Below are 17,678 nucleotides of genomic sequence, written 5' to 3' on the forward strand. Positions count from 1 at the left end.
CGCTGGGTCGGCACGCCGCCCACGTACGATCGTTCGCGACGATGGGCTGAAAGGGGGCTAAACACTCGCGGTTTTCACGCGGCCGTGTCCACTCCGGACGGCGTCCCGCGGGTTCACCCTACCGCGCGTCCTATGCACTCGATCTGTCTCCGCGGCGCCCGCACGCACAACCTCCAGGGCATCGACCTCGATTTCCGGCCCGGCGAGCTCGTGGCCATCGCCGGCGTCTCGGGCGCTGGCAAATCGTCGCTCGCGCTCGACACGCTCTATTCGGAGGGACAGCGCCGGTTCGTTGAGAGCTTCAGCCCGTACGCTCGCCAGTTCCTCGAGCGGCTCGAGCGGCCGCCGATCGACGCGCTCGAGCCGGTGGCGGCCGGCGTCGCCGTCGATCGACGCGCGCCGGTCAAGAGCTCGCGGTCGACCGTCGCCACGATGGCCGACCTCGAGCCGTATTTCTGCGCGCTCTTCGCGCGCGAGGCGGTGCCTGTCTGCCCGTCCTGCGAGGAGCCGGCCGCGCGGACCGACCCGGCGCGCGCGGCCGACCTCGCCGCGAGCGCGCACGAGGGGGCGACCGCGCTCGTCACGTACCCGATCGCGGTCGCTGGAACCGAGCGGTTCCTCGACGTGCGCGAGTCGCTGCTCGCCGCCGGCTACCGGCGCCTCCTCGTCCGCGGCGAGGCGCGCGACATCGACACCGTAGCGCCGTCCGAGGCGATGAGCGGCGCGGACAAGGTCGAGGTCATCGTCGATCGCGTCCGGGTCGCCCCCCGGGAGCGCCGGCGCCTCGGCGCCGCCATCGAGGAGGCGTGGAAGGGCAGCGGGGGCGACGCCTCGCTCCACCTGCAGCGTAAGGCCGATGAGCAGGGCGGCCAGGGGGCGGGGCCCACGCGGCTCCGGCTCGTGCGCGGGCTCGCCTGCCCCTCGTGCGCGCGCGCCTTCGATCCGCCGCGCCCCGGGCTGTTCTCGTACCAGTCCCCCACCGGCGCGTGCCCCTCGTGCCGCGGCTTCGGCCGCACCCTCGGCATCGACTACGACAAGGTGATCCCGGACCCCTCGAAGTCGATCGCAGGCGGCGCGATCCGGCCCTGGAACGGCCGCTCGACGACGTGGGAGCGGAAGCTGCTCCGCGCGTTCTGTGAGCGGAAAGGCATCCGCACCGACAAGCCGTGGCGCGACCTCTCCGACGCGCAGCGCGCGCTCGTGCTCGAGGGGGAGGGCTCGTGGACCCAGGGGAAGTACCCCGGCGTGAAGGCCTGGTTCCGCTGGCTCGAGACGCGCACCTACAAGATGCACGTCCGCGTGCTGCTCGCGCGTTACCGCACCTACGACGTGTGCGGCGCGTGCAACGGCAAGCGGCTCGCCCCCGAGTCGCTCCTCTACCGCGTCGGCGGCCTGGATCTCGCCGCGTGGCACGAGCTCGAGCTCCGCGACGCCCGCGCGCGCCTCGAGGCCGAGCGCCCCCAGACAGGCCAGGGGGAGATGGCCCGCCGCGAGCTCATCGCGCGGCTCGGGTACCTCGAGCGGGTCGGGCTGGGCTACCTCTCGCTCGCCCGCCAGGCGCGCACGCTCTCGGGCGGCGAGGCGCAGCGCGTCGCGCTCACCGCGGCGCTCGGCACGTCGCTGACGGGCGCGCTCTTCGTGCTCGACGAGCCGACGGTCGGCCTGCACCCGACGGACATCCCGCCGCTCATCGCGGCCATGCGCGAGCTCGCCGATCGCGGCAACGCCGTGCTCGTCATCGAGCACGAGCCCCTCGTCATCCGGGCGAGCGATCGCGTCGTCGAGCTGGGCCCCGGCGCGGGCAAGCAGGGCGGGCGCGTCACCTTCGACGGCCCGCCCGACGGGCTCGCCGCGCGCGGCCCGCTCGCGTCGGCGCGCGCGGAGCGCCGGGCGCCGAGCGGGAAGATCGCGATCCACGGCGCGCGCGAGAACAACCTCCGCGACGTCACGGTCGACGTGCCGCTCGGCGTCGTCGTGGCGATCACGGGGCCGAGCGGCTCGGGCAAGAGCACGCTGGTGAACGACGTGCTCTACCGGCACATCGCGAGGGCGCGCGGCTACAAGGACGTCGAGGCGCCCGGCCTGTACAGGCGCATCGAGGGCACGGCCGACATCCGCACCGTCACGCTCGTCGACCAGGCGCCGCTGGGGCGCACCTCGCGGGGCAACCCCGCGACCTATACCGGCGCATGGAACCGCATCCGCGCGCTCTTCGCCGAGCAGCCGGAGGCGTCGGCGCGGGATCTCGGGCCCGGCCACTTCTCGTTCAACGTCGCGCTCGGGCGCTGCGAGGCGTGCGCGGGCGAGGGGAGCGAGACGATCGAGATGCAGTTCCTCGCCGACGTGTCGCTGACCTGCCCGACCTGCAAGGGCAAGCGGTTCCGCGACGAGGTGCTCGAGGTGAAGCTCGACGGCCGCTCGGTCGCCGACGTGCTCGACCTCTCGATCGACGAGGCGTTCGAGGTCTTCGTGGGGCAGCCCGCGATCCGGCGGGCGCTCGCGCCGCTCAAGCAGCTCGGCCTCGGCTACCTCACGCTGGGGCAGCCGCTCTCGACGCTCTCCGGCGGTGAGGCGCAGCGGCTGAAGATCGCGCGCGCGCTCGGCGAGCCCTGCGCGGGCGCGATCTTCCTCCTCGACGAGCCGAGCGCCGGCCTGCACCCCGCGGAGGTGACGCACCTCAACGCCGCGCTCTCCGTGCTCGTGGCCGAGGGCGCCTCCGTGATCGTCGTCGATCACGACCTCGACGTCATCGCCGCGGCGGATTGGGTCGTCGATCTCGGCCCGGGCGCGGGCAGCGAGGGCGGGAGCGTCGTCGCGGAGGGGACGCCCGAGGAGGTGGCCCGGACGGCGACGCGGACCGGCGTCTCGCTGGCCGAGTGGTTCGCGCAGCGGGGCGACGGCGGCGCTCGGCGCCCGCGGCGCGGTGCGGCAGCGGCGCCTGCCGCCCTGAAGCCCGGCAAGCGCGGCGGCGGCGCGCGCGCGTCGCTCGACCGCGGGCGGATCGAGGTCGAGGGCGCCCGCGAGCACAACCTCGCCGAGGTCTCGACCGTGATCCCGCACGGCGAGATCGTCGTCATCACCGGCCCGAGCGGCTCTGGCAAGAGCACGCTCGCGTTCGATGTGGTCTTCGCCGAGGGCCAGCGGCGCTTCCTCGAGACGCTGACCCCCTACGCGCGCCAGTTCCTCCCCACGCTGCCGCGGCCGGACGTCGATCGCGTCACCGGCGTCCCCCCCTCGATCGCGCTCGAGCAGCGCACCACGCGCTCCGGCGCCAACTCGACCGTCGCGACCGTGACCGAGATCGCGCACTACCTGCGGCTGCTCTACGCCAAGGTCGGCGAGGCGCGCTGCCCGGACTGCGACGTGCCGATCGAGGCGCGCTCGCCGGACGAGGTGTACCGCTCGCTCGTCTCGACGCGCGGCGCGCGGACGCTCCTCGCCCCCGCCGTCGTGGCGCGCAAGGGGACGTACCTCGACGTCTTCACCGCCGCCGCCCGGGCCGGCATCACCCGCGCGCTCGCCGACGGCGAGCCGTGCGCGACCGACAGCCCTCCCCGCCTCGACAAGCGCCGCGAGCACTCGATCGATCTTGTGATGTACGAGGGGCGCATGGACGGGCTGGATCGCGCCCTCTTCGACCGCGCCCTCGCGTTCGGGCGGGGGGCGGTCAAGCTCGTCGGCGGCCGCGGCGGTGAGCAGCTGCTCTCCACGACGCGCACCTGCCCGCGCTGCGGCGTCGGCGTCCCGGAGCTCGATCCCCGCTGGTTCTCTTTCAACACGAAGCAGGGCCGGTGTGAGTCATGCGAGGGGACGGGCGCCTCGGACTTCGACGACGACGCGCTCGCGACGCCCGACCCGTGCGAGGCCTGCGGCGGCTCGCGCCTCGCGCCGATCCCGCGGGCGGTCCGGCTCGCGGGAGAGCGTTACCACCAGGCGTCGGGCCGGTCGGTCGCGGCCGCGGCCGCGTGGGCGAGGGGGCTACAGTTCACGGGCGACCGCGCGCTGATCGCCCAGGCGCCGCACAAGGAGCTCTGCCGCCGGCTCGACTTCGTCTGCGAGGTGGGCCTCGGGTACCTCACGCTCGATCGGCGCGCGGCCACCCTCTCGGGCGGCGAGATGCAGCGCCTGCGGCTCGCGGCGCAGCTCGGCAGCGGCCTCACCGGGGCGCTGTACGTCCTCGACGAGCCGACCATCGGCCTTCACCCGCGCGACACCGACCGGCTGCTCGGCAACCTCCGGAGGCTCGCCGGGATGGGGAGCACCGTGCTGATGGTGGAGCACGACGCCGACACGATCCGCGCGGCGGATCACCTGATCGACCTCGGCCCCTCGGGCGGGCGCAAAGGCGGCCGGATCGTCGCGGCGGGGCCGTCGCGCGCGGTGCTCGCGAACCCCGACTCGCCGACCGCCCGGGCGCTCGCCGGCGAGGATGCGCTGCTCAGCGCTCGCCCGGCGCGCCCTCCTGTGCGCGAGCACATCGAGCTCCTCGGCGCCCGCGCGCACAACCTCCAGGGGGACACGCTCCGGATCCCCGCGGGCCGGATGACGGTGGTCGCCGGCGTGTCCGGCTCGGGGAAGAGCACGCTGATCCAGAAGGTGCTCTACCCCGCCGCGCGCCGTGCGCTGAAGCTGGAGGCGCCCGAGCCGGGCCCGCACAAGGCGCTCCGGCTTCCGAAGAGCATCCTGCGGGCGGTGGCCGTCGATCAGTCGCCCATCGGGCGGACGCCGCGCTCGATCCCCGCGACGTTCCTGGGCGTCTGGGACGAGGTCCGCAAGCTCTACGCTGCCTGCCCCGACGCGCAGGTGCGCGGCTACGGCCCTGCGCGGTTCTCCTTCAATACGGCCTCCGGCGGGCGGTGCCCCGCGTGCGAGGGGCAGGGCGTCATCGCGCACGAGATGTCGTTCTTGCCGGACGTGACCACGCCGTGCGAGGCGTGCGGCGGCGCGCGCTTCGAGCCGGCGACGCTCGACGTGCGCTACCTCGGTCTGTCCGTCGGCGAGCTCCTGGACCTCACCGCGGAGGAGGCCGTCGAGGTCTTCGCGGCCCACCCGAAGATCCGCGCCCCGCTCTCGACGATGTGCGATCTCGGCGTCGGCTACCTCCACATCGGCCAGGGGTCGCACACGCTCTCGGGCGGCGAAGCCCAGCGGCTCAAGCTCGCGGCGGAGCTGACGGCCGGCGCGCGGCCGAAGCCCACGCTCTATGTGCTCGATGAGCCCACGACCGGCTTGCATCTGGCGGACGTGACGCGCCTGGTCCGCGTGCTCGATCGCCTCGTCGAGCGCGGCGACACGCTGGTGATCATCGAGCACCACCCGGCGGTCATCGCGTGCGCGGATCACGTGGTGGAGCTCGGCCCGGAGGGCGGCTCCGGCGGCGGGCGCATCGTGGCGGAGGGCACCCCGCGCGAGGTGGCGCGTCAGCCGACGGCGACGGGCGAGGTGCTGAAGCGGATCTTCGCGAAGGCTACGTGAGCGGGCGCGCCGCGCGAACCGGCGCGCTGTCCCGGGGAGCGCGGCTCAGCCGCCGGCGCGCTTCGCGTACTGGTACGCGGTGTAGGCGGAGATCAGGTGGCAGATCCAGCCGAGCCAGCCGCCCGAGCCGATCCACAGGCCGGGGGTGACGATCAGCCAGAAAATGCAGCGCAGGAACGCGCCGTTGTAGAGCTGCCCAACGCCCGGAATAAGGAACGAAAGCACTGCGGCGATCCCGGATTTGCTCATGGCATCGGAACCTGATCACCGTGACCGCCCTGTCAAGCGGGCTGGGGGAACCTCGGCACGGACCCGCCGCGCCGCTGCCAGCGGCACAGCGGGCGGCGCAGGACAGCTCAGTGGCTGCCCGGTAAGACGATCCTTCGACGGCCCGTCGAGGACGTAGAAGGGGTCGGCGCAGGGGTCGTCCCCGTGGCGGTGGGTGCAGGGGTCGTCCCCGTGGCGGTGGGCGCAGGGGTCGTCCCCGTGGCGGTGGGCGCAGGGGTCGTCCCCGTGGCGGTGGGCGCAGGGGCCGTCGCCGTCGGCTTGGGTTGTGCTTGCGCCGTCGGCTTCGGGGCTGCCGCCGGGGCAGGCGCGGGCGGCTCCGGCGCGGTCGCCGCGGGTGTGGCGGCCGTCGGGGGGGGAGGCGCCGGATCGCCGGCGACCGACGCAGGCGCCGGGGGCGCCTCGATGGGCGTCAGCGCTGCAGCATCTTCGGACGACCCTCGGCTGCGCATCACGAAGAAGACGGTCGTCAGCCCGCCGATGACCACGAACGCGCCGATCCCGATCAGCGCGAGCGTCGCGCCGGAGCTCTTCGCGCGAGGCCGCGCGGGGATCGGCGCCGGGTACAGCGCACCGCTGCCCGGCGGCTGGGGAGCGCCGCCGGCGTGAAACCCCGGCGCTCCGGCGGCCCCGGGGCCACCTGGGGCCCCGAACGGCGAGCCGCCGTACGGGCTGGGAGGCTGGGGCGGCTGCCCGTAAGCGCCTCCTGCTCCAGGTGGCCCGCCGTAATTCGCTGTCGCACCGGGCCCGTACGGGCCGGGTACACCAGGTGGCGGCGCGCCGTACGGGCCAGCGGGAGCGCCGTAAGGGCCGGGCGTTCCGGGAGGCGCGCTGTTGGTCCCGCCTTCGACGAGGGTCCGCGGGACGGCTGCGCCAGCGGCGTTCGGATCGTGCGGCGCGGTGCCGGGCGGCACGGGAAAGGCGCCCTGCGGCGAGTTGAGCCCTGCGAGCGGAGGCTCGCCGGGCACGGTCTTGCCAGGGCCGTACATGCCGCTCGGGGGCGCAGGCCATCCCGGCGGCGGACCGCTATTCTGGTTGCTCATCGAGATCGCATCCTACCTACCGTAGGCGCTGGGCGCGTCAGTTGTTGGGTACGATGATCACGCGCCGTCGAGGCCTGTCCGACGGCGTGGTGGTGGTCGGGCTCGTCGTCGGCGGGCTCGTCGTCGGCGGGCTCGTCGTGTTCGGCTGTGGGTTGGCCGGCGGCTGTCCGCTGGGCGGCGCGGGGAACGGGAACGGCGGCAGCGTCGACGGGATGACCCAGGGAAGCTGGGGGATGATCGTCGTCCCGCTGGGGCGTGTCGTCGGCGCCGTCGTGGTCGTCGGCGCCGTCGTGGTCGTCGGCGCCGGCGGCTTCGCCGTCGTGGTCGGCCGGGGCTGCGGCTTGGCGACCACGGGCGGCTCGACAGGAGGTGGCGTCACCGCCGGGGGCGTCACGGCGGGCGGCGTCGTCGCGGGCGGGCTGGGATCCGAAGGCACCGTGTTGGCCGGCTGGAGGGTCGGCAGGGCCGGCGCCACGTCGGTCTGCTCCTTCCGGCTCAGCTCGTTGGCAATGTACAGACCGCCGACGACGGCCCCCGTGATCCCCATGGCGAGCAGCAGGATGGCGAACAGCGACGTCCCGCCTCGCGCGGGCCGCTGCGCGCCGTGCGCCGAGGCGCTCTGCGAGATCCTCGGCAGCGGATCCATCGGCGCCGTCCCAGGGATGTAGCCCTGCGCGCCGCCGCCATACGCGCCGCCATACCCGGGCGCTGGGCCGCCGTTGAATCCGCCGCCCGGGGCCGCGCTCCTGTCCATGAACGGCGCGCCTCCGACCGCCGTCCCTCCCGGGCGCGGCGACACATCGAAGGGTCCCGGCTCGTGGCTCGTGGCGGGCACCCCCTGGGGGAGAGCGTAGGGGGCGGCGCTCACGGTCGCCGGCTGCGCGATCTGGGGATACCCTCCTTGTTGGGGATAGCCCCCTTGGGCGAAGTACGGGTCTGAGGAGGGCTCCGGCCTCGGCGTGAACCCTGGAGCTGACGCCGAGGGACCTCGGGAATCCGAGGAAAAGCCGCCCATGGGGGTCGAGGGCCCGAGGCCGCCCGGGGGGCCGCTGGACGCGTGCTGCGCGCCGCCGTCCTCCGGCGGAATCGTCTTGGGAACGGAGCTGGCGCGACCGTCCCCCATCGCGTTGGTCGCGGGCGCCGCCGCGGAAGGCGTGAGCATCCCGGGCGCCGCGAGGGCTGCCGCCAGGGCGGCCCCGGACGACCGCGCCAGGCTGACCTCGGACGGCGCGGGGGTGAGCGCCGACGGGGCGCGGGCGGCTCGGGCGAACGGCTCCAGGGCGCTGCGGAGCTCGGCGGTGGTCGCGAAGCGATCCGGCGGCGAGGCCGCCATGGCGCGGTGGACGGCGGCGCAGAGGCCGGGCGCGAGCTCCGGCGCCAGGTCGGAGAGCTGAGAGATCTGGCCCGAAAGGTAGGCTCCCGCGATCTGCTGGGGCTCATCGCCGCCGACCGGCCGGCGGCCGGCCAGCATCTCGAAGATGATGACGCCCAGCGAGAAGATGTCGGCGCGCGCGTCCACGGAGTCCGCCGAGTAGGCCTGCTCGGGCGCCATGTACTCGGGGGTGCCCATGATCACGCCGGGGCGCGTCAACCCGCGATCGAGCTCCCCCGTGACCTTCAGCTTGGCGATGCCGAAGTCGAGCAGCTTGATGAGCGGCTCTCCCTTGGCGGACTTCGTGATGATCACGTTGTCCGGCTTCAGGTCCCGGTGGACGACGCCCGCGCGATGGGCGGCCTCGACGCCCTCCAGCATCTGCATCGTGTACTCGAGCGCGTCGGGGTACCCGAGACGAATTCCTGCCCGGTAGAGCTCCTCGTACAGGGTCTGGAGCGTCTTCCCCTCCAGGTACTCCATCACGATGAACGCCAGGCCGGACGCCGTCTGGTCGACGTCGCTGACGCGAACCACGTGCGCGCTCTGGATCTGCGCGGAGACGCGCGCCTCCTGAAGGAAGCGCTGCACCAGGCCGGAGCGGCGGGACAGCTCGGGGTGGAGAAACTTGAGGGCGACCGTCGTCCCCAGCACCTCGTGGCGGGCTTCGTAGACGCTCCCCATGCCGCCATCGCCGATGAGGCGCACGAGTCGGTACTTGTTGTTGATGACCTGGCCTGCCTGCGGACGCATCGATCTCCGTTGAGGGCGCTGGAGTTGCTCGGAGAGTCTCACAGGCTGGTAGACGAACGTCAGCCCCATTTGTGCGACACAGCGTCGCGATGATCGCGAACCGCCCTGCTTTTGGGCGCAGCGAGCCCCATCCATTTCCGCCCGCGTCCCGTCCAGGGCGCCCATACGGCTGAGGTCGCACGCTCCGAGGTGCACGTGCCACCACAAGCATTTGCGATGACGCAATGCATTGTCGCGCTTCGTGTGGGCGCGACAGCGCTGATGCACGCGTGCGGGACCGAGTATACCTGGGAGCGCCGCGTGGGAGCGGCGCCGAGGAGATGCCCGTGCTGGCTGCGCCGTTGCTCGATGCCCTGATCGATCGCTCTCTGGAGGAAGACCTCGCGGGAGGCGATCTCACCACCGAGGCTTGTGTCGAGGCCTCCGCGCGCGCGACCGCGAAGGCGGTCGCGCGCAAGCCGCTCGTCGCGTGCGGGGGCGACGTGTTCCTGCGCGTCTTTCAGCGCCTGGATCGGCAGGTAGAGGGCGAGGTGCTCGTCGCGGACGGCGCCTCCGTCGGCGCCGGCACGGCGCTGTGGACGGTGCGTGGCCGCGCGCGCTCGCTCCTCAGCGCGGAGCGCACCGCGCTCAACCTCGCGCAGCGGATGAGCGGCGTCGCCTCCGAGGCGCGCCGCTACGCCGAGGCGATCCCGGCTGGGTCGAGCGTGCGCATCACCGACACCCGCAAGACGACGCCCGGTCTCCGCGGGCTGGAGCGCTACGCGGTGCGCGTGGGCGGCGCGCACAACCACCGCGACAGCCTCGGGAGCGCCGTGCTCATCAAGGACAACCACATCGTCGCGGCGGGCGGCATCACGACCGCCATCGCCCGCGCGCGGGCGCGTGCCCCGCACACGACGAAGGTCGAGGTCGAGGTGGCCTCGCTGCAGGAGCTCGATCAGGCGCTGGCCGCCGGCGCGGACATCATCATGCTCGACAACTTCACGCTGGCCGATGTCAAGGCCGCGTCCGCGCGCGTGCGGTCGGCGCAGCACGGCCGGCCTCTCCTCGAGGTCTCCGGCGGCATCACGCTGGAGCGCATCCCGGAGCTCGTCGCCGCGGGCATCGACGTCATCAGCGTCGGGGCGCTGACGCATTCGGCGCGCGCGGCCGACATCGCGCTGGATCTCTCGCTGTGAGGCGGCTCGACGGGGAGGCGATGGAGCGCGAGCTCTCGCGGCTGGGCGCGTCGTTCGGGCGGCCGCTCGCCGTGGCGGCCGAGACCGCGTCGACGAACGACGACGCGCGGAGCGCGGCCGCAGCCGGCGCGCCGCACGGGGCTGCGTTCCTGGCCGACGCGCAGACCCAGGGTCGGGGGCGCGGCGGGCGCTCCTGGCACTCTCCGCCCGGCGAGAACCTCTACCTGTCGGTGGTGTTGCGCCCGAGCCTGCCGGCGAGCCGAGTGGCCCCCATCGCGCTCGTCATGGGGCTCGCCGTCGCGTCCGTCATCGAGCGACGGCTCGCGCCTCTTCCGTCCCGCGGCGCGTCGGGCGGCGGCTCCACCGTCGAGGTGCGGCTCAAGTGGCCCAACGACGTGCTCGCCGGGGCCCGCAAGCTGGCGGGGATCCTCGTCGAGGCCCAGCTGCGCGGCGAGTCGGTGAGCAGCGTGATCGTCGGCGTCGGGCTCAACGTCCATGCGTCGAGCTTCCCGCCGGATCTGTCGGCGCGGGCCACGTCGCTCGCGATGCTCGGGATCGACGACGTCCCGCGCGAGCGCCTCGCCGCGGAGCTGCTCCAGGCGATCGGCGACGCAGCGGCGAGGTTCGAGGCAGGAGGGCTCGCGCCCTTCGCGGAGGATCTCGCCCGGATGGACTGGCTGCGCGGCCGCCGCGTCGAAGTCGGCGGAGTGGTCGGCGTCGCGGCGGGGATCGATCCGGAGGGGCACCTGCTGGTCCGCGGCGCGGACGGCATCCTTCGAGCGGTGGCGGCGGGCGAGGTCAGCGTCATCTCCAGCTGAGCGCCCCGCGCCGCTTGCGTTGCGCGCTCGGCGCGGCCAAAGCTCCCGCCCCACTTCGGGTCGCCGGCGGCATTGCGCCGCCGAGGCCGACCGAGGCTCCTCGGAGGCGTCGCTTCCTTGAAAGAAGACACCCTCGTCGTCCACGAAATCTACGCCAGCGTGCAGGGCGAATCGACGTTCGCCGGGCTGCCGTGCACCTTCGTCCGGCTCACCGGGTGCAACCTGCGCTGCGCCTGGTGCGACACGTCGCAGGCCTTCTACGGCGGCAAGCGGATCCGCCGCGGCGAGGTCCTCGAGCGCGCGCTGGCCCTCGGCACGCCGCTCGTCGAGCTCACAGGGGGCGAGCCTCTCCTTCAGCCCGGGTCGTTCCCGCTCCTCGCGGAGCTCTGCGACGCGGGCCGGACGGTCCTCGTCGAGACCAGCGGCGAGGCAGACGTCTCGCGCGTCGATCCGCGCGTGCACAAGATCATGGACCTGAAGGCGCCTGGCTCGGGGGAATCCCACCGGAACCGCTGGTCGAACCTGGATCACCTCACGCCGCGCGACGAGATCAAGTTCGTGCTCGCCGATCGGGCGGACTATGCGTGGATGCGGGACACCATCCGCGAGCGGCGCCTCGACGCGCGCGGCGTGACGCTGCTCGCCTCGTGCGTGTGGGGCAAGCTGTCGCCGAAGGAGCTCGTCCAGTGGGTGCTCGACGATGGCCTCCGCGTCCGCGTGCAGGTCCAGCTCCACAAGGTGATCTGGGGAGCAGACGCGCAGGGGGTCTGACCCGCCGGTCGCCCCCCGGCGCTGCGGCTCGTGCCGGTGAGGACGGCGCCCTTCTCTCGCAGCCTCAGCGCTCGCCGCGCACAAACTGCTCGAAATCTTCGACGTCGCGGGGCGAGCCGAGGACGAGCGGCACGCGCTCGTGGAGCGACCTCGGGACCTTGTCGAGGATGCGCTCGGCCCCCGTGCTCGCCTTTCCGCCCGCGGCCTCGAAGATGAACGCGAACGGGTTCGCCTCGTAGAGCAGCCGCAGCTTGCCCTGGCCGCCTCGATCGGCGGGGTACGCGAAGATGCCGCCCTTGAGCAGCGTCCGGTGCGCGTCCGCGACCAGCGATCCCACGTAGCGCGCGCCGTACGGCCGCCCCTCGTGCTTGCTGTCCTCCTTGATCCACGCGTTCCAGCGGCGCACGTCCTCCGGCCATCGCGCGCTGTGGCCTTCGTTGATGGAGTACGTCGAGCCGCGCTCGGGGATCCGGATGTTCTCGTGAGAGAGAAAGAACTCTCCCACGGTCGGGTCGTAGGTGAAGCCGTGCACGCCGCCGAGGCCAGTCGTGATGACGAGCAGCGTCGATGAGCCGTAGAGCACGTAGCCGGCCGCGACCAGATCGCGGCCGGGGCGAAGGAAGTCCGAGGGATCGGCGCCCATCTTGGCGTCGCTCTTTCGGAGCACACCGAAGATCGTGCCGATCGAGATGTTCACGTCGATGTTGGACGAGCCGTCGAGCGGGTCCACGACGACGATGTACTTTGCTCGTGGGTCCGTGGAGAGGAGCCTCATTTCACCGAGCTCCTCGCTCACCACGGCCGCGCAGTGCCCGCGCCTTCCGAGCACGCTGAGCAGCGTCTCGTTGGCGACCTCGTCGAGCTTCTGCACGACCTCGCCCTGGACGTTGGTCTGTCCCGTGTATCCGAGGACGTTGGCGAGGCCGGCCCGCCGGACCTTGGACGTCACGAGCTTCGCCACCAGGCCGAACTGGTTCAGGAGGGAGGTGAACGCCCCTGTCGCCGCGGGGAACCCGAGCATCCCTTCGAGGATGTATGTCTCGAGCGTGATCCCGATGCGTGACGGCGCCTCCGGCGGCTTCCAGCTCAGATCCCGTTGGTCCGACATGATCCCTCCGCGTTGTCGGCGAGGACGTTACCGCCCCGCCACGTGCTCGCGCTCGCGTCCGCCGCTGTGGCCCCGAGGGCGGACCGGCGCAGTTTCGAGAATTGCGTATCCGATGGCTTCGTACAACATCCTCGGGGCGCTGGACCGCCCGCGCGTTGGGCTCGATACGTTCGTCCAAGTCCTGAAGATGCGGCCCGAGCCCGCTCGCCCGAGCACCCTGGCACGGCGCCGCGGGCATGACAGGGTGGGTTCACGCCCCGGGCGGGCCACGCGCTTCCTGGCGCAGCAGCACCTTCGACGGAGTGATTCATGGCGCTCACCACCCGTGTAGAGCAGATCCTCTCCTGGTACGCCTCCGAGAACCCAGGCACGCTGACGAACCTCGTCCGGCTGCTCAACCATGGCGCGCTCGCGGGCACCGGAAAGATGGTGATCCTGCCGGTGGACCAGGGCTTCGAGCACGGTCCGGTGCGATCGTTCGCTCCGAACCCCGAGGCCTACGACCCCGATTACCACTTTCAGCTCGCGATCGACGCCGGGTGCAACGCCTACGCGGCGCCGCTCGGATCGCTGGAGGCGGGCGCGGCCAGGTTCGCGGGGCAGGTGCCCCTGATCCTGAAGCTGAACAACAGCGACACGCTGGCGAAGGTGGAGCAGCCCGTGTCGGCGGTGACCGGCTCGGTCGAGGACGCGCTCCGCCTCGGCTGCGTCGGCGTCGGCTACACGATCTACCCGGGGTCCGGCGCGAGAAACAGGATGTACGAGGACCTTCGCGAGATCGCCCTCGAGGCCAAGCGCAGGGGCCTGGTCGTCATCGTCTGGAGTTATCCGCGCGGCGCCGGACTTTCGAAGCAGGGCGAGACGGCCATCGATGTCTGCGCCTATGCGGCGACGATTGCGGCCCAGCTCGGCGCACACATCATCAAGGTCAAGCCGCCGACCGCTCATATCGAGCAGGAGGAGGCGAAAAAGATGTACGAGAAATACAACATTCCCATCCAGACGCTCGCCGACCGGACCCGGCACGTCGTGCAGGCGACGTTCGGCGGCAAGCGCGTGGTGATCTTCTCTGGCGGCGAGTCCAAGGCGACCGACGCCGTCCTGGAGGAGGTGCGCGAGATGGCCGCAGGCGGCTCTTTCGGGTCGATCATGGGGCGCAACGCGTTCCAGCGCCCTCGCGCCGAGGCGCTGCGGCTCCTCGCCGACGTGATCCAGATCTACGGGTCGGCGCGCTGACGCCGCTGGATCCGGCGCCCGGGCCGGGCCGGCTCGGACCCGCAGTCCGGAGGGCAGCGTCGCGCGAGGCGCTCCGACGGCGGGCCGCCGAGCGCGAAGCCTGCGTGGAGCCGCGCGGAACCGTGCGGGACCGTGCGGGACTACGCGCCTGGGAGCGGGAGCGCTCTCCTGCCCGCACCTCGGGCCGACCGCCTGCGGGCATCGTCCACGTCGACGGGGTTAGCCCTTCGTGTTTAGATGCCGCGCTGGAGACCCTCCACATCCCGGGCTCAGGAGACCGCATGCCGATCAAAGTGAACCTCGCCTCGTCCGACCCGCTGAGCATCGCCGTCGACGTCGTCGTCATCGGCGTGCCTGAAGGCGCTTCGACGGGTGAGGGCGTGCTGGCGAGGCTCGTGGCGGCGCTGGGCGAGTCGGTGACTCACCAGGTCAAGCGTGACGACTTCACGGGGAAGAGGGATCAGAGCATCGATTTCGCGACGCACGGCGCGTTGAAGCCCGGCCGTGTGCTGTTGCTCGGGCTCGGGTCGGGCAAGGTCACCGACGTCGAGTGCCGGCTGCTCGCGGCGAAGGGGGCGCGCTTCGCGAACGGCGTGCGCGCCGAGAGCGTCGCGGTCGTGGTGCCTCCCGGCGTCGAGCGCGCGGAGCGGGCCGCCGCGGAGGGGCTCGTGCTCGGGGCCTACCGGTTCACCCGCTACTTCACCGGCGATCGCCTGCCCAAGGTCGAGCTCTCCCGCGGCACCGTGGTCATCGAGGGCAAGGTGGGCAAGGTGGGCAAGGCGGCGCGCGATGCCGTCGCGCTCGGCCAGCAGGTCGGCGAGGCGATCTGCGTCGCGCGCGACCTCGTCAACGAGCCGCCGAACGAGGTTTATCCGGAGGCGCTCGCGCGTGTCGCGGTGGACGTGGGCAAGCAGCACCAGCTCAAGGTGACGGTGCTCGACAAGGCCGCGCTCACCAAGCGGGGCATGAAGCTCATCATGGCGGTGGGGCAGGGGAGCGCGAGGGAGCCTCGGCTGGTCCACATGGTCTACGCTCCTCCCGGGAAGCCGAAGGGGAAGCTCGTTTTCGTGGGCAAGGGGCTCACCTTCGACAGCGGCGGGCTCTGCATCAAGCCAGCTCCGGGTATGGAAGAAATGAAGGGCGACATGGGCGGCGCCGCGAACGTGATCGCGCTGATGGCCGCCGTCGCGGCCGCCAAGCCGAACGTCGAGGTGCACGGCGTCATCGGCGCGGCAGAGAACATGCCCGACGGCGCGGCATACCGGCCCGGCGACATCTTCGGCTCTCTGGACGGCAGGACGGTGGAGATCATCAACACCGACGCCGAGGGGCGCCTGGTCCTCGCCGACTGCCTCGCCTATGCGCGCGCGCTGAAGCCGGACCTCATCGTCGATAACGCGACCCTCACGGGCGCGTGCGTCGTGGCCCTCGGGCCGACCGTGTCCGGCTTCTTCTCGAACCGCGAGGAGCTCGCGGAGCGCCTGCGGAGCGCCGCGAAGGCCGCGGGCGAGTCGATGTGGCAGCTCCCGCTCATCGAAGAGCTCCGCGACGGCCTCAAGAGCGACTGGGCCGACATCAAGCACACGGCCGACCGCTGGGGAGGGGCCATCACCGCGGCCTTGTTCCTGCGCGAGTTCGTGGGGGATGTCCCCTGGGTCCACGTGGATATCGCTGGCCCATCCATGGCGAACAAGCCGTACGGCATCTTCTCCAAGGGCGGGACGGGCCACGGCGTGCTTACCTTCCTCCGCCTCATCGAAGGCTTCACCGGCTAAACCGTGCAACTCCGCCGCAAGCTCGCGCGCGCCATGGGGCGCGCCATCACCGACTTCGACATGATCGCCGACGGCGATCGGATCCTCTGTGCTGTCTCGGGGGGCAAGGACAGCTACGCGATGCACGCGCTGCTCGTCGACCTCGCGCGGCGCGCGCCGGTCCGGTTCAGCGTGATCGCGGTCAACATCGACCAGGGGCACCCTGGCTACCCGGGACACCTCCTCACCGACTACATGGCGGCGGGCGGCCACGAGTTCCGGATGATCTCCGAGGACACCTACTCGATCGTCACCGAGAAGATCCCCGAGAACAAGACGTACTGCTCCCTCTGCTCCCGCCTGCGCCGGGGCATCCTGTACCGCATCGCGCGCGAGCTCGGCTGCTCGAAGATCGCCCTCGGCCACCACCGTGACGACGCCGTGACGACGCTGCTCCTGAACCTGATCTTCGCCGGGCAGCTGAAATCGATGCCGCCGAAGCTCATCTCCGACGACGGCGACAACATCGTGATCCGTCCGCTGATCTACTGCGCCGAGGCCGAGCTCGCCGCGTTCGCCGCGGAGGAGCGGTTCCCGATCATCCCCTGCGACCTGTGCGGGTCCCAGGACAACCTCCAGCGCAAGGCGGTGAGCCAGCTCCTCGCGGATCTCGACGCGCGCCACCCCGGGACGCGGCAGAACATGCTCGCAGCCCTCGGCAATGTGCGCCCGAGCCACCTCTTCGACACGGGCCTTTGGAAGCGGCTCGGGCTCGAGGTCGCCCGTGAAGAGGGGAGCGCAGGCGACCAGGCGGGCGTGGGTGCCCCAGCGCCGGACGTGCTGCCCGTGGGCAACCTCCTGAGAAACCTGGCCTAGCGCTCGCTCATGAGCACGGATGCCCCCGGCGCCATCTCGATCGGCGCTCCGCGCGAAGAGGAGTCCACCGCGTCGGCCTCCGTCGGTCGCGGCGGTGCGTTGACGCGCGGGGTCGACGGGGCGTCAGGCTCGGACCACCCGGAGGCGCCGCTGCCGGGGGCGGCGCGCTTCGACCTGGGTCCGGGCGGCGGGCGCGCCCCGCAGGCGTTGCTCGCCGCGGTCGTCGCCTGGATGATCACGGTCGCGCCCGCGGGTTTCGGTCGTGGCGCGCCCGTGGTCGCCAGCATCGCCGCCACGCTCGCCTTCCTGTGCGGCGTCGCTGCGCCGCTGCTCGCCGCCACGCACCGCCGGGTCGCCCGGCACCTTGGCATCTCCGTCTTTCTCGCGCTGGTCACGCTGACCTGGCTGCTGGCTTCTCCTTCCCTTCAGCCATCCCGCCTCGACCCGGTCCGCGCGGCGATCGGCGCGATCGCCTGGGGCATCTTCGCGCTTTCCTGGCGCGATCGCTGGGATGTGCGGCGCCAGCCGGAGCCGGAACCAGACGCCCCGCTCCTGCAGGCCCGAGCCCACCTCCCTCCGCTCGCGACGGCGATCGTCGCGTTCGGAGCGCTCGTGAGCCTCGCGATCCTCGTGCTCGCCTGGCGCATCCGGGACCCGGAGCGCGCCCTCTTGGCCCAGGCCGTCGCGGTGGCCTGCGCTGTCGCGCTGATCACGGCGGCGTCCGGCGTCGCGGTGGCTCGTGGCCGCCGGCACACGGGCGGCGGACGGCGGCTCCCCCACCGAGCCGTTCGGCACCTGGTGGTCCTGATCGTCTTTGCGGTTCTGGGGGCGGTGGCGATGACGCTGCGGTGAGCGGCGGCGCGGCCGTGGCCTCCCGGCTGCCGCCGCTCCCTGGTGTCCCCGCATCCCCGCCGGTTCCTCACCAAATCGCGTTACACTCATGGGCGTGTCCCGCGCAGTCGATGTGTTCGCGGTTCTGCTCCTCGTCGCCGCAGCGTTCTCCTTTGCC

13 protein-coding genes (1 of these 13 running past the window's edge) are annotated in these 17,678 nt (G+C 72.5%); 10 read left to right on the plus strand and 3 right to left on the minus strand.

All coding sequences use genetic code 11. The annotated features are described in order from the left end of the window. Positions 1 to 132: 132 nt before the first annotated feature. Positions 133 to 5,475, plus strand: coding sequence for an excinuclease ABC subunit UvrA (uvrA, locus tag WME73_RS14320; protein ID WP_437916045.1), 5,343 nt, complete (start codon positions 133 to 135; stop codon positions 5,473 to 5,475). A gap of 45 nt (positions 5,476 to 5,520) precedes the next feature. Here uvrA and WME73_RS14325 read toward each other — a convergent pair whose 3' ends face one another. Further along, the gene (locus WME73_RS14325; protein WP_012235204.1) at positions 5,521 to 5,724 is read right to left on the minus strand and encodes a hypothetical protein; all 204 of its coding nucleotides are present in this window, start codon (positions 5,722 to 5,724) and stop codon (positions 5,521 to 5,523) included. Between the two features lie 183 nt (positions 5,725 to 5,907). Here WME73_RS14325 and WME73_RS14330 point away from each other — a divergent pair, with 183 nt between their 5' ends. Further along, on the plus strand, positions 5,908 to 6,369 hold the full coding sequence (locus WME73_RS14330; RefSeq protein ID WP_437916046.1) for a hypothetical protein: 462 nt from the start codon (positions 5,908 to 5,910) through the stop codon (positions 6,367 to 6,369). Between the two features lie 471 nt (positions 6,370 to 6,840). On the opposite strand, the gene WME73_RS14335 is transcribed toward WME73_RS14330, so the two are convergent. Further along, positions 6,841 to 8,928 carry a protein kinase domain-containing protein gene (locus WME73_RS14335; RefSeq protein ID WP_437916047.1) on the minus strand — a complete coding sequence of 696 codons (2,088 nt, stop codon included), beginning with the start codon at positions 8,926 to 8,928 and terminating at the stop codon, positions 6,841 to 6,843. A 326-nt stretch (positions 8,929 to 9,254) separates the two neighbouring features. On the opposite strand from WME73_RS14335, the gene nadC reads away from it, so the two are divergent. From nadC to WME73_RS14350, 3 genes are all read left to right on the plus strand, one after another. Further along, a complete protein-coding gene (gene nadC, locus WME73_RS14340; protein ID WP_437917391.1) occupies positions 9,255 to 10,106 on the plus strand; it encodes a carboxylating nicotinate-nucleotide diphosphorylase in 852 nt (283 codons plus the stop codon). Further along, complete coding sequence (locus tag WME73_RS14345) at positions 10,103 to 10,924, plus strand: biotin--[acetyl-CoA-carboxylase] ligase (protein WP_437916048.1); 822 nt, start codon at positions 10,103 to 10,105, stop codon at positions 10,922 to 10,924. Before nadC ends, WME73_RS14345 begins: the two co-directional genes overlap by 4 nt. Before the next feature lie 117 nt (positions 10,925 to 11,041). After that, complete coding sequence (locus WME73_RS14350) at positions 11,042 to 11,695, plus strand: radical SAM protein (protein WP_012235209.1); 654 nt, start codon at positions 11,042 to 11,044, stop codon at positions 11,693 to 11,695. A 64-nt stretch (positions 11,696 to 11,759) separates the two neighbouring features. On the opposite strand, the gene fbp is transcribed toward WME73_RS14350, so the two are convergent. Continuing rightward, positions 11,760 to 12,803 carry a class 1 fructose-bisphosphatase gene (gene fbp / locus WME73_RS14355; RefSeq protein WP_437746016.1) on the minus strand — a complete coding sequence of 348 codons (1,044 nt, stop codon included), beginning with the start codon at positions 12,801 to 12,803 and terminating at the stop codon, positions 11,760 to 11,762. 309 nt (positions 12,804 to 13,112) lie between these two features. Between fbp and WME73_RS14360 the strand changes: the two genes are divergently transcribed. The 5 genes from WME73_RS14360 to WME73_RS14380 form a co-directional block, all read left to right on the plus strand. Then, entirely contained in the window at positions 13,113 to 14,039 is a 927-nt protein-coding gene (locus tag WME73_RS14360; RefSeq protein ID WP_437746017.1) for a class I fructose-bisphosphate aldolase, read from the plus strand. Between the two features lie 281 nt (positions 14,040 to 14,320). After that, the gene (locus WME73_RS14365; protein ID WP_437916050.1) at positions 14,321 to 15,814 is read left to right on the plus strand and encodes a leucyl aminopeptidase; all 1,494 of its coding nucleotides are present in this window, start codon (positions 14,321 to 14,323) and stop codon (positions 15,812 to 15,814) included. A gap of 3 nt (positions 15,815 to 15,817) precedes the next feature. Next, positions 15,818 to 16,669 carry a tRNA 2-thiocytidine(32) synthetase TtcA gene (gene ttcA, locus WME73_RS14370; protein ID WP_437746019.1) on the plus strand — a complete coding sequence of 284 codons (852 nt, stop codon included), beginning with the start codon at positions 15,818 to 15,820 and terminating at the stop codon, positions 16,667 to 16,669. Positions 16,670 to 16,678: 9 nt separating this feature from the next. After that, positions 16,679 to 17,521, plus strand: coding sequence for a hypothetical protein (locus tag WME73_RS14375; RefSeq protein ID WP_437746020.1), 843 nt, complete (start codon positions 16,679 to 16,681; stop codon positions 17,519 to 17,521). Between the two features lie 94 nt (positions 17,522 to 17,615). After that, on the plus strand, positions 17,616 to 17,678 hold the 5' portion of the coding sequence (locus WME73_RS14380) for a hypothetical protein (RefSeq protein WP_157906650.1). It continues 120 nt past the right edge of the window; only the first 63 of its 183 coding nucleotides appear in the window; it begins with the start codon at positions 17,616 to 17,618; its stop codon lies off the right edge, out of view.

Source organism: Sorangium sp. So ce302 (assembly GCF_051530145.1).
Taxonomy (GTDB): domain Bacteria; phylum Myxococcota_A; class Polyangia; order Polyangiales; family Polyangiaceae; genus Sorangium; species Sorangium cellulosum_B.